Consider the following 12,732-nt stretch of genomic DNA (forward strand, 5'->3'; position numbering starts at 1 on the left):
GCCCTCTGAATCACAAAACCCTTTGGAGCTAATGTGGATTTTGCCACCCTGATCGGCCTTGTTGGGGCCATCCTGCTTATAGCCTCAGCCGTCATTCTTGGCGTGTCGCCGGATGTTTTTATCAATCCCCCCTCCATACTGATTGTGGTCGGTGGCACCATGCTGGTTGTGCTGGCGAAATTCAGCTTCAACCAGTTTTTCAGCGCCTTCAAAGTGGCCGCTCGAGCGTTCAAATTCCGCTTGCCGGACACCCGTGAAAGCATTGATGAACTGATTGAAGTAGCCAATGTTGCCCGCAAGCAAGGCATGCTCGGCCTGGAAGAGCGCGAAGTTGGCTCGCCGTTTCTCGGCCAGGGAATACAGATGCTGGTCGATGGCCAGGATGCTGAAACCATCAAACACCTGCTGTCCAAGGAGCGCCTACTGACGCTGGATCACAACCGGTCTGGCGCAAAAGTCTTTACGGCAATGGCCGATGTGGCCCCTGCCATGGGGATGATCGGAACCCTGATCGGGCTGGTGCAGATGCTGTCCAACATGGAAGACCCGAAATCCATCGGTCCTGCCATGGCGGTTGCCCTGCTAACCACACTCTACGGCGCAATGATTGCCACCATGATCGCCACCCCCATCGCGGACAAACTCTCGCTGCGAATGACTGAGGAAGCGCGTCTGCAATCGCTCTATATTGATGCGCTGGTTGCTATCAAGGAAGGCACCAATCCGCGGATTATCGAACAGATGCTGTCGAGTTACCTGACCCCGAAAGAACGTGAGAAAAACTCAGAAGCCGAGACCGCAGGCGTTTAGCCATGGACGAATTACCAGAAGAGGAAAAAGCGGGCATTCCCGCCTGGGTAGTGACATTCGCGGACCTGATGTCGCTGCTGATGTGCTTTTTCGTCCTGCTGTTGTCGTTCTCCGAGATCGACGCACAGAAGTTCAAACAGATCGCTGGTGAACTGTCGAAAGCGTTTGGTGTGCAGCGCGAGGTGCCCGTCCTTGAGGTACCCATGGGCACCAGCCCGATTTTCGATCAGTTTTCTCCGGCACCGCCCGAGCCCACCGTCGTCAACGAAGTCAAACAGACAACCACCGACGAGCAGCCCGAACTGGAAACCCTGAAAAGCCCTACGGATGTGGCTGTGGAATCCGCCATCCAGGAAGAGCTCGAGAAGACCCTGGAACAGGTTCGATCGGTTCTTGAGACAGCCATCGAAGACGGCCGGGTCAACCTCATCCAGGACAATCATAGAATCATTGTTCGCGTTGAGGAGAAGGGGGCGTTCCCCTCCGGTTCGGCGGACCTGACCTGGGAGTTTGAAGGTCTGTTGCTGGAAATGGCCGACATACTGGTGCAGATCCCCGGCAAGCTGACCATCGAAGGCCATACCGACGATGTTCCCATCCGTACGCAGCGGTTCTACAGCAACTGGGATCTATCCGCCGCCCGGGCGGCAGCGGTTGCCAATGCGCTCCTCGCCGAGGGTAATCTGAAGCCTGCCCGGCTGGCGGTCACCGGTCTCGCTTATACCGAGCCACGAGTACCAAACACCTCTTCGGAGAACCGCGCCAAAAATCGCCGGGTGGAAATCATTATCGATCTGTCCGGACCGATCGAGGAACAGGAGATGCGGTTAAGGGAACTCATGAACCCCGAAGCCGATGTGTCTGCTGCACCGGATTCCCGCAGTTCCGACGACTCCGACCAGGACGAATTACTGTGGTAGACGGCCATATTGGTGCGCTCGGCCCATTAATGCACCATTAAAGAGCGCAAACACCCCGTCTTCAACTCAACCCCGCCCAATTTCAGAGCGGAAAATCACCTAATCGACTACCCGCTCTGAATTTGCCTCAAAATGGAACACTCCTTGCTTGGTGTGCACGCTATCAATGCACAACCCGCCCGTGACAGGTGGATAAAACCAAAAAATCAGGAGCAACCAACCCGTGGACATCACGAGTGCAGTACATACCCTGACCGAAAGCGCCAACACACTGTTCATTCTGATCGGTGCCATCATGGTACTGGCCATGCATGCTGGCTTCGCCTTCCTGGAAGTCGGCACCGTGCGCCACAAAAACCAGGTGAATGCCCTGGTAAAAATCATGACCGACTTCGGCATCTCCGCCGTGGCCTATTTTTTCATTGGCTACTACATCGCCTACGGCAGCCACTTTATGGCCGGCGCTTCAGAGCTAACGGCCGCAAATGGCTATGACCTGGTCAAGTTCTTCTTCCTGATGACCTTCGCCGCCGCCATTCCCGCCATCGTCTCCGGCGGTATCGCCGAGCGTGCGAAGTTCTACCCCATGCTTATCGCCTCCGGGCTGATCGTGGCATTTGTATATCCCTTCTTCGAGGGCATGATCTGGAACGGCAACTACGGCTTCCAGGCCTGGCTGGAGAACCAGTTTGGTGCAGCCTTCCACGACTTTGCCGGCTCGGTCGTGGTGCACGCCGTGGGCGGCTGGATCGCCCTGGCCGCCGTGCTCCTGCTGGGCGCACGTAAAGGCCGTTACCGCAATGGCCGCGTGGTGGCGTTTGCCCCCTCCAACATTCCATTCCTGGCGCTGGGCGCCTGGATTCTCACCGTCGGCTGGTTCGGCTTTAACGTGATGTCCGCCCAGACCCTGGATGGCATCAGCGGCCTGGTGGCGGTGAACAGCCTCATGGCCATGGTGGGTGGCGTTCTGGTGGCCATGCTGGTCGGCCGCAAGGACCCGGGCTTCATCCACAACGGACCGCTCGCCGGCCTGGTGGCGGTGTGCGCCGGTTCGGACCTGATGCACCCGGTCGGTGCGCTGATTACCGGTGGCATCGCCGGCGCCATCTTCGTGTACATGTTTGAGTGGGCCCAGGACAAGATTGAGCGCCTGGACGATGTACTGGGTGTATGGCCCCTGCACGGTGTGTGCGGTGTATGGGGTGCCATTGCCGCCGGCATCTTTGGCCAGGAAGCGTTCGGGGGCCTGGGCGGGGTCAGCCTGATGTCGCAGATCATCGGTGCGGTTGCCGGTGTTGTGGTGGCTTTTGTCGGCGGCCTGATCGTCTACGGCATTGTTAACGCCATCTCCGGCCTGCGTCTCACAGAAGAAGAGGAATTCAACGGTGCGGATGTCAGTATTCACCGCATTGGCGCTACGTCCCTGGAATAACCCTTGCCCGCCAGCCGCCTTTCCCGGCGGCTGGCAATGCTTTTTATTGACACTTCCCTCCGTCTGGCCTTTGCTTAAATAACCCGTTCCGGTGATAAACCCACGGTTTGCCGCCAGAGTGGCCTGCCTTTTGCTGTTCCTTTACATCATGGGAATGGCTGAATACCGACCGCCCACATCCGGTGGACGGCGTGTTCAGGAGAGGGTCATGGTTATGTTGATACAAACCCCACCCGAGGGTATCTACGACGAACTGTTCGACCAGAATAATCGGGTACGACCCAGCTGCAGGATGCTGGAGGACTGGCTGATCCGATCCGACGAAGCCCTGTTGGCCGAGAAGCGCCGCGAGGCAGACGTGCTGTTCCAACGCCTGGGCATCACCTTTAACGTCTATGGCGAAGACCAGGGGGCCGAACGGCTTATCCCGTTTGATCTGATCCCACGAGTAATCTCCGCCAGCGACTGGCAACGTCTGCAAGCTGGTTTGCGCCAGCGGGTGCAGGCGTTGAACCGCTTCCTGTTCGATATCTATCACGAGTTCGAGATTATTCGCGCCGGTGTCATCAGTGCTGAACAGGTATTCGCCAACCCCCAGTACCAGCCCGGCATGCAAAACCTCAAGCTGCCACGTAATCTGTATTCCCACATAGCCGGCATCGATTTGATCCGCCACAACGACGGCGATTTCTACGTGCTGGAAGACAATCTCCGCTGCCCCAGCGGTGTCTCCTACATGCTGGAAAACCGGCGCATGATGATGCGCCTGTTTCCAGAACTGTTTGCCAAGGCCCCGGTAGCACCGGTTGAACATTACCCGGCCCTGTTGGGCGAAACACTGCGCGCAGCGTCGCTAAATCCCAACCCCACCGTGGTGGTGCTAACCCCCGGTCGTTTCAACAGTGCCTATTTTGAACACGCCTTCCTGGCCCGGCAGATGGGTATCGAACTGGTGGAAGGGGCGGACCTGTTTGTACGTCGCAATAAGGTCTACATGAAGACCACCGTCGGCCCCCAGCAGGTGGACGTGATTTACCGGCGGGTCGACGACGACTTCCTCGATCCGCTGGCTGGCAACCCGGATTCCATGCTGGGTGTCCCCGGGCTCTATGCAGCCTACCGCACCGGCAATGTGGTGCTTGCCAACGCCATGGGTACCGGCGTCGCCGACGACAAGGCCATTTACCCCTTCGTACCCGAGATGATCCGCTTCTACCTGGGGGAAGAACCGATCCTGAAAAATGTCCCCACCTGGCAGGGCCGCAAGCCAAAAGACCTCAAGTACATCCTCGACAACCTGCCGGACCTGGTGGTCAAGGAAACCCAGGGCGCTGGTGGCTACGGCATGCTGATCGGCCCCAAGGCCAGCAAAAAAGAGCTGAGCCATTTCCGCTCGCTGTTGCGGGCCAGGCCAGACAACTACATTGCCCAGCCCACACTGAGCCTGTCTACCTGCCCGACGTTTGTAAACGAAGGCGTAGCGCCCCGACACCTCGACCTGCGGCCTTTTGTGCTTTCGGGTAAGAAAGTGCAGATGGTACCTGGTGGATTGACCAGGGTGGCCCTGAAAGAAGGGTCGCTGGTGGTGAATTCGTCCCAGGGCGGTGGCACCAAGGACACCTGGGTACTGGAGGGCGAGGAATGCTGAGCCGAGCTGCATCAAGTCTGTTCTGGATGGCCCGCTATCTTGAGCGGGCGGAAACCCAGGCCCGTCTGCTGGACGTCAGCCTCACCATGGCGTTGATCGACGTTCCCGAAGACCGCGAGGAACAGCTATCCGTGCCATTGCTGGTGACCGGTAGCCGCGAAACCTTTCACGAGCTCTACCCGGAAATCACCCCCCAGAACCTGATTGATTTCCTGCTTCTGGACGACCGCCACCCTGCCAGTGTGTTCAGTGTAATCCGCAGCGCCCGGGATAACGCCCTGCACGTGCGAGGCAATCTCTCCGCAGATGTCTGGGAGAGTATTAACCTGGCCTGGATGGAGCTGAAGGAACTACGCCATAAAGGGGTGACCGAATCCAACGCCAGCCGGGTGTTTGACTGGACCCGCGAACGCTCAAACGTGTTCCGTGGTGCAGCCTATGGCACCCTGCTGCGCAATGACGCCTTCCATTTCCTGCTCCTGGGTACGTTTATCGAGCGTGCAGACGCCACCGCCCGCGTGCTGAACATCCGCCACCACATGGCCACCAAATCCCTGGAAGGGCACCCCACCCAGTCGTTCTTCGAATGGACGGCGCTGCTGCACTCGTTGGCCGCCTTTGAGGCCTACCAGAACACCTACGGCCACAATATCGAACCGATGAATGTGGCCGAACTGCTGATTCTCAAACCGGATGTTCCCCGTTCGCTCCACGCCTGCCTGGAGGAAATCGCGGATCTGCTGGAGCAGATCGAAAGCGGCGAGGCCCGCCGGGCCCGGCGCCTGGCCACAAGCCTGTATGCCAACATCCGCTACGGCGACCGCGAGTACATTGCCGAGCGCGGCCTGAATGAGTATCTGACCGACTTCCTGCAACGCATCCAACGCATCGCCGGCCAGATCCAGAAAGACTACATGGGGTGGAAACAATGAAGCTGAATATCCGCCATGACACCACCTATAGCTACGACGAACCCATGCACAAAGGCATCCAGTATCTACGCCTGACACCCCGTAACACACCCCAGCAGAAGATACTGGAGTGGCACCTGAGTGCCCCCGGCGAAACCAGCCAGATGACGGACGGCTTCGGCAATATTGTCACCGTCATGACCATGGACAAAGCGACCAGGGAGATCACCCTGACGGCGGAGGGCGTGGTTGATCTCACGGGCAAACCATTAACCAAGGACGACTCACCGTTTCCGCCCGAGGTGTTCCTGCGCCACACTCCGTTAACCGACGCCGACAAAGCCATCAAGGCCTTCGCAAGCCAGTTCTCCGCCAACAAGCGCAGCCTGGTGCGAATGATGAACCGTATCCTCGAGCACATCGAATTCACGCCCGGCGTCACCACGGTGACCCACACAGCCGCCGAAGCCTTCCAGCAGAAGGCGGGGGTGTGCCAGGACCATACCCATGTATTCATCTCCTGCTGCCGCCACATTGGGGTGCCGGTGCGGTATGTCAGCGGTTACATCCACACGTTCAGCGATGACCACCTGGCCACCCACGCCTGGGCCGAGGCCTGGCTGGGCCACAACTGGCATACCTTTGATGTGGTGAACCTGCTCAATGTTGCTGAAAGCCATATCAAGCTGGCAACCGGGCTGGATTACCGGGATGCAGCACCCGTGCGGGGCATTCGCAGCGGCGGCGGTATGGAGCACCTGCAGACCCGTGCCTGGGTCACCATGGCCGGGGAAAGCCAGTAACAAAAAGCTGTGCAAATTCCACACGCCGCTCCATGCTTTCTGCGCAGAAACGGGTAAACTGAGCGCATTCAGTACGACCCGAGGGTAGCCCCATGACCTATTGTGTGGCGATGCGCCTGGCCGACGGCCTGGTTTTCGCATCCGACTCCCGCACCAACGCGGGCTTTGACCAGATTTCGACCTTCCGCAAAATGCATGTCTTCGAACAGCCGGGGGAACGGGAACTGGTGATTCTATCGGCGGGCAACCTGGCCACCAGCCAGAGCGTGATCAGCCTGCTGGAAAAACGCGCCGGCTCCGAAGACCCCAATGTGTTCTCCACCGCCTCCATGTTCGAGACGGCAGAGGTTGTCGGCAGAACCATCCGCGAGGTTATTCACCGCGACAACCCCGAGGGCAAAGTGAACCATGTGGACTTCAGCTGTTCACTGATACTGGGCGGCCAGATCCGGGGCGAACAGGTACGCCTGTTCAACATCTACCCCGAAGGCAACTTCATTGAAGCCACTGAAGAAACGCCTTATTTCCAGATTGGCGAGTCGAAATACGGCAAGCCCATCCTCGACCGCGTCGTGAACTACAATTCCTCGCTGGACCGGGCCTACCAGTGCGCCCTGATTTCCTTCGACTCCACCATGAAAAGCAACCTGTCGGTGGGGATGCCGCTGGATGTGGCCATTTACCGCAACAACGAACTGAAGCCCTGCTTCGTCGACCGGGTGGACGAACACAACGATTACTTCCACCAACTCCGCCAACAGTGGCACCGGGGCATCCAGGAACTGATCAGCGGTCTGCAGCCGCCGGCGATCCGCTAGCTCAGTTGCGGTAACCGGTCAGTTCCATATACCCCACACCATCGTGGGAACCTGTCACCGTCACCGGGCTTTCCCAATACGGGTAGAGCCCGGCATTCCAGTAGTCGCCGGGCGGCGCGGCAACCTGTATATCCACGTCTTGCGTTGGCATCCGCAGGCGCCACTCCACAGGAACCCTGCCCTGCGGCGAGGATTGCCAGTTGAGCGGGCTCAGGCTGATGTCGTTTCCGTTCAACGTTTCAACCTCCCCATTGGCGTTTACCCAGCTGCCAGACACGAAGGCGCCTTGGTCTTCCCGCAGGCGAAACGCCATCAGTTTATGGCCGTCATCCAGATGCAGGGCGAACCAGTCCCAGCCCTGCTGGCCAGCTTTCAGAAACTGGCTGCTCCACTCGCGATCAAACCAGCCCTTGCCGGAAACGGCCAGGGTTTCATCGCCAAGGGTCACCCTACCCTCAATGTGCAGATCCACCAGGCTGAAATACATTGAGCCCTCGCCACTGGCGGATTTGGCACTGAACCCGTTTTTTCCATGGGGCACCGGTTTGCCGGTGTTGCTCAGGCGCAGATCGTAGCGCCAGTTACCGCCCTCAACCTGCAGATGCCACTGTTCGGAATCCGGTTGCGATACCAGCCGCCAGTCATCCAGCCATACCTGTAACGGGTCCGCCCTGGCCCCGGCATGCCCCAAATCACCCCGGGCCAGCTTTTCTTCAAACCAGTGTTCACCCTCAAATGACACGGCGGCGTGTGCCATCCACGCCGCGTCCAGGGGCCAGGCACTGGCCTCTGGTGGTTCTGCATTGGCGGGTCGCGGTTTCAAAGCCTGATGGAACTGTGTCCACTGCAGCCCCAGCGGTCTGCCGTCCTGGGTTTCCAGGTTAGCGGTCAGGTACCACCATTCAATACGGTGTTGCGGATGGGGCCCCCAGTCCTCGGGAAAGATCAGGGTGTCGCCTGGCTCCGGCTGCTGGAATTGCGATTGCTCCACCTCGCCTGTCTGCTGCGCAAGCCCGGCGAATCCGGTGTCGTTCTCCGAATCCGTACAGCCCGCAAGGACGACCGCCAGTAGGCCGGCAACAACGCCGGTTTGGATATTCATGGCTCCACCTGTTTAATGCTGTCCATGTGGCCAAGCTGCCGGCGCATCAGATGGGCGATTATCAGCCCTGTCGCCACGGCCACCAAACCCAGTTCAATCCAGAACAACGGGTACAGGTCCATCGGCAATGACCACCCAAAAGCCAGCGGGTTGATGCGACTGACCAGCACCCAGGTCAGCCACACGCCCAGCGGTAGCGCAGCAATGGTCACCGTGAGGGTCAGCGCCACCGACAGGCGCCGGAGCTGACGCCTGACCTTCGATGCAGGCAGTCCCCAAACGCCCAGCAGTTGAAAGTATTTCACCCGGGTAGTGAAAAAGACCCATCCCATAATCAGCAGGGCCATCGCCGCCAGCAACAAGGTCAACAGGCTGATGGCGCGGGTAAGCAGGAACGTCTGACTGAATACCTTCGACGCCAGGGCCCGGATGCTGTCGTTGTCCCTGATGGTGAGTTCCGACGTCTGCCAGGTGTCCGACAGGCGCCCGCGGATGTCGGACATCGCCACGCTGCCGGGCGTCACCGAAAAGCTTTGGAAGTGGGGCTTTAATGCCGCCGGCAGCGCAGAACCGGCCATCAGAATTTCCCCCGCAGGCCGCCCGTAGTCGGCGTAGATAGCCACCACTTCTGCATTGCGATTGGTATCCGCTAATCTGATGTCGAGGGTGTCGCCCACCTCAAGCCGGTAGCGCCGGGCCAACTGCTCATTGATCATTACGCCATCGGTCTCAAGCTTTTGCCAGGGCGCCTCAACACTTTCCAACAGAGACCATTTTGTCACCAGATCACTGATTGGCATCAGGGCAAACAGGTCCACCGCAATGCGCTCATCGCCAAGGCCGCGTTGGCTCCCGGAATCCGCCCTCGCAATGTGTGCCTGGCCACGGATCACCCGATGCCACGGCCCGATGCCGTCCAGGCTCTGCAATTGCGCAGCCGCCATGTCGGCGTCTGCATTCGCAGGCACCTCCACATAGAACTCCGCTTCCAGGCGCTGGGCCAGCCAGGTTTCGAAGGTGCCCTCAAAGGTCGTCACCAACGCCTGCACCGCCAGCACCGTGGCCATGGCAAATTGCAGCGCCACCACCGGCAACGCCAGGTGCCGGAACATCACCGCCAGTTCCCGTTGCCGCCAGCGGGCAAGTGGGTCTTCTCTTCGTGAGCCAGTGCGATTGGAAAGCCGTTGGGCAAGCAGCGACAACCATCCAGGTGTCAGCCAACCGGCGCCCGCGAACACCATCGCCGTCGCGACAAAGACCCAGGCCAGGGCCGGGGCCAGGGCAACCCCCACCAACCCGACCAGAAACATCAGGAAGGCAATCGTTCGCCCCCGGCCCTGGCCAGCCATCGCCCGCCAATGCGCCGGGACCACCCAGTCCACCAGACAGGCCGCCAGCACCAGAAAGACCACGATGGCGGCGGCCCTCCAGGGCAGCGCTTCTTCAGCGCCGGCATAGACGGCCACATCAAACAGACTGTCGAGGGCCTGGCCGAAACCGCTACCCAGCATCCCGGCAAGCCTTGTCCCCAACCATAACCCCGGCACAACGCAAATACCGGTCAGCACCAACAGCTCCAAGGTCAGCCACTGCGTTATCCGTTGGCGAGGCACTCCGATCCGGTGCAGCAGGGCAAAGCTGCCGTGCCGTTGAGCAATCCCCAATCGATGTACGCTGCGCACCAGAAGGCCCGTAATCAGAAGCACCAGGAGGCTCAGGGCATCCAGATTCAGCAGGAAACTGTCCGCCAGTTCACCGGTGGGTGGGCCCATGGAAAACTCACGCAGGATATAACCGGTTGGCAAATCACGGTTCTCATCCCGCGCCAGCAGGTAAAGCCGGCTGCCGTACCCTTCTTTCGAAAGTTCTGCGGCCTCGCTGATATCGAGGAAAGGCGCACCATCCAACGTGTCGGCACCACTGCCGAGGCCAGTGTCACCGAAACACCCCATCGCCAGCGGGTCGATGCCGATCACCCGCCCTTCCGGCGGCGGTCGCCGCAGCTCCAGCCAGGGCGCCACACACACGCCAGCCATACGCAGGGCCGCAAAGTCATCCACACCCACCGGTCGCCCATCCGAGCGAATCACATGAGCCCGAGCCGCCACCGCATTCTCGCTCTGCAACAGGCTATTGCGGGCCTGGTCTGTCAGTACCGTCACCCCGGTCCAAAGCATGGTTGCCAGCACAATCATCAACGCCAGAGCCAACAGCTGGATGGGGTGGCGGCAGTAGTGGCTGACGAAGGCGCGCGCTAGCATCATTGGTCAAACAGTCGTGCTGAGATCAAGCAAATGGTCGCAGCGGGACGCCAGATTCCTGTCGTGGGTAGCAAGGACCAGTGCACAACCGGTTTGCTGTTGCACAGTGAACAGGCAGTCCGCCACCTCATCAGCGGTGTGACGATCAAGGCTGCCGGTGGGCTCGTCCGCCAGAATCAACGCCGGAGCCATGGCGAATACCATGGCCAGTGCCGCTCGCTGGGCCTGGCCACCCGACACCTGATCCGGGTAACGGTCAGCTTCGGCCCCCACACCCAGGCGCTCCAGCCACTCACGCTCGCCGCCAGCATCGTGGCCGGCCAGATGGGAGCGCAGGCGAACGTTGTCCAGCAGCGAGAGCGCGGGCATCAGATTAACGTCCTGGAACACCACGCCAATGGTGCGCCGGCGGAGTTCTGCCCAGCGCCCTTCGGCGCCTGCACCAGCTGCTGCAAAGGACTCACCCGCGACGGCGATGCGTCCGTCATCCAGTGTCTGCAGGCCACACAACAGGTTCAACAGAGTGCTCTTACCGGAACCTGATCGTCCCACAACCGCCAGGGACTCCCCCGAACAAACCGACAGGGACAGATCCGCCAGCACGGACACCCGCTGGCGACCGCTGATATAACCTTTGCTTAACCCTTCAACGGCCAATACCGGACTTCCCATCATGCGCTCCGCTGGACAGTATCTTTAAGTACTATACAGCCCGAATGCCCTTATGGATCCGGGCCGGGACGTTGGTGAATTTGGATTTAGAGATAAAAATACTACGACTTTAGTCTTACATCCCCTCACTTTTTTGTTGAAAATCTGATCTAATTCGCCCCTCTTTACTTGTGCTTACATTACCTACATATTTTTACCGCCTGGATACATTGAGTTACCGGGCCACCAAAGATCTCGCCTCATGGATAGCTACAAAGAACCCCTGAAAGCCCTGGCTCGCCCCTATCGCAAGGCGGTATTAAAGGCGTTGCTGGTTCTCACCATGCTCGGGGGCGCCCTGTTTGCCATGCTCAACCTGCTAACAGGCAGTTATCCGTTAGCCATCGTCGAACTCGCAATGGGTGCATACGCCATTCTCGTTTACAGGGCGGTACGCAACACACAGCATCTTGAGCGCTGGATCATTGCTTACGCCATCCCGTTTTTCACCGCCATGATGTTCGCCATGACCATCCCCAGAGCCTCGGCCACCGTACACGCCTGGGTGCTCCTGATTCCGATCGTCTCTCACCTGCTGATGGGGCGTCGACTCGGCCTGGCTATATCCGTGTTCTACATGAGTATCGCCGGCATTATTTTCCTGCTCAGATATCACGATGAGCCGGCCATGATGCAAGCGCTGCCGATCGCCAACATTGCCGTCATCTCCCTGTGCATCCTGGTGTTCTCCCACGTCTACGAAGTGACCCGGGAACAGTCACAGCGCCAACTGCTCAAGATTGCCCAGACCGACACCCTCACCGGCCTTGCCAACCGGGCCAGGCTCAGTGACATCTTCAAACGGGAGCAACAGCGCACCCGACGCTATAACACGCCGATGACCCTGCTCGCGCTCGACCTCGATCATTTCAAAGAGGTCAACGACCGCTATGGCCACGACACCGGCGATCTGGCCCTGCAACACGTTGCCCGTATTTTCCGGGAATGCCTGCGTGCAACCGATCTGGCGGCACGCCTGGGAGGGGAAGAGTTTGGCATACTGCTGACCAATACCAATGGCCAGCAAGGCCTGGAGGTGGCTGAAAAAATCCGTATTGCGGTCGCCTCTACCCCATTGACCGTCAACAACGACGTTATCCGTCTGACTCTCAGTGGTGGCGTCGCGGAGTTCGGGCCAGACGGCGAGACCCTGCGCCAGTTGGTAAGAGAAGCCGACAAACGTCTGTACGAAGCAAAGGACCGGGGCCGCAATCTGATCATCCCGGCGGAGACAACCGCCAGCCTTCTGGAACCGCTGGAGTCAGACACCCACCGCGCATGAGACAGAATGCCGCATCCGACTGAAGACATTCCCG

At 59.4% G+C, this 12,732-nt stretch carries 11 protein-coding genes; 8 read left to right on the top strand and 3 right to left on the bottom strand.

All coding sequences use genetic code 11. The annotated features are described in order from the left end of the window. The first annotated feature begins 33 nt into the window (after positions 1 to 33). The 7 genes from pomA (at position 34) to B2590_RS18020 (ending at position 7,342) form a co-directional block, all read left to right on the top strand. Entirely contained in the window at positions 34 to 810 is a 777-nt protein-coding gene (pomA, locus tag B2590_RS17990; protein ID WP_075195506.1) for a flagellar motor protein PomA, read from the top strand. A 2-nt stretch (positions 811 to 812) separates the two neighbouring features. Continuing rightward, the gene (locus B2590_RS17995; RefSeq protein ID WP_041333542.1) at positions 813 to 1,730 is read left to right on the top strand and encodes a MotB family protein; all 918 of its coding nucleotides are present in this window, start codon (positions 813 to 815) and stop codon (positions 1,728 to 1,730) included. Between the two features lie 223 nt (positions 1,731 to 1,953). Then, positions 1,954 to 3,162, top strand: a complete 1,209-nt coding sequence (locus B2590_RS18000; protein ID WP_075195508.1) for an ammonium transporter — start codon at positions 1,954 to 1,956, stop codon at positions 3,160 to 3,162. Positions 3,163 to 3,376: 214 nt separating this feature from the next. Then, on the top strand, positions 3,377 to 4,810 hold the full coding sequence (locus B2590_RS18005; RefSeq protein ID WP_091641618.1) for a circularly permuted type 2 ATP-grasp protein: 1,434 nt from the start codon (positions 3,377 to 3,379) through the stop codon (positions 4,808 to 4,810). Continuing rightward, complete coding sequence (locus B2590_RS18010) at positions 4,804 to 5,742, top strand: alpha-E domain-containing protein (protein WP_036202232.1); 939 nt, start codon at positions 4,804 to 4,806, stop codon at positions 5,740 to 5,742. The genes B2590_RS18005 and B2590_RS18010 overlap by 7 nt, the downstream gene beginning before the upstream one ends. Next, positions 5,739 to 6,524 carry a transglutaminase family protein gene (locus B2590_RS18015; protein WP_036202229.1) on the top strand — a complete coding sequence of 262 codons (786 nt, stop codon included), beginning with the start codon at positions 5,739 to 5,741 and terminating at the stop codon, positions 6,522 to 6,524. Before B2590_RS18010 ends, B2590_RS18015 begins: the two co-directional genes overlap by 4 nt. Before the next feature lie 92 nt (positions 6,525 to 6,616). Next, positions 6,617 to 7,342, top strand: coding sequence for a proteasome-type protease (locus tag B2590_RS18020; RefSeq protein WP_036202227.1), 726 nt, complete (start codon positions 6,617 to 6,619; stop codon positions 7,340 to 7,342). Between the two features lies 1 nt (position 7,343). Here B2590_RS18020 and B2590_RS18025 read toward each other — a convergent pair whose 3' ends face one another. The 3 genes from B2590_RS18025 to B2590_RS18035 are packed head-to-tail and all read right to left on the bottom strand — an operon-like array spanning position 7,344 to position 11,377. Continuing rightward, positions 7,344 to 8,444: a lipocalin-like domain-containing protein gene (locus tag B2590_RS18025; RefSeq protein WP_286848034.1), complete on the bottom strand. Its 1,101-nt coding sequence runs from the start codon at positions 8,442 to 8,444 to the stop codon at positions 7,344 to 7,346. Continuing rightward, on the bottom strand, positions 8,441 to 10,708 hold the full coding sequence (locus B2590_RS18030; RefSeq protein ID WP_349677104.1) for an FtsX-like permease family protein: 2,268 nt from the start codon (positions 10,706 to 10,708) through the stop codon (positions 8,441 to 8,443). Before B2590_RS18030 ends, B2590_RS18025 begins: the two co-directional genes overlap by 4 nt. Before the next feature lie 3 nt (positions 10,709 to 10,711). Then, positions 10,712 to 11,377: an ABC transporter ATP-binding protein gene (locus B2590_RS18035; RefSeq protein ID WP_286810092.1), complete on the bottom strand. Its 666-nt coding sequence runs from the start codon at positions 11,375 to 11,377 to the stop codon at positions 10,712 to 10,714. Positions 11,378 to 11,618: 241 nt separating this feature from the next. Between B2590_RS18035 and B2590_RS18040 the strand changes: the two genes are divergently transcribed. After that, complete coding sequence (locus B2590_RS18040; RefSeq protein WP_286810093.1) at positions 11,619 to 12,698, top strand: GGDEF domain-containing protein; 1,080 nt, start codon at positions 11,619 to 11,621, stop codon at positions 12,696 to 12,698. The last annotated feature ends 34 nt before the right edge of the window (positions 12,699 to 12,732 follow it).

Origin of the sequence: Marinobacter sp. UBA3604, from assembly GCF_002375325.1 — a bacterium.
Classification (GTDB): Bacteria; Pseudomonadota; Gammaproteobacteria; order Pseudomonadales; family Oleiphilaceae; genus Marinobacter; species Marinobacter salarius.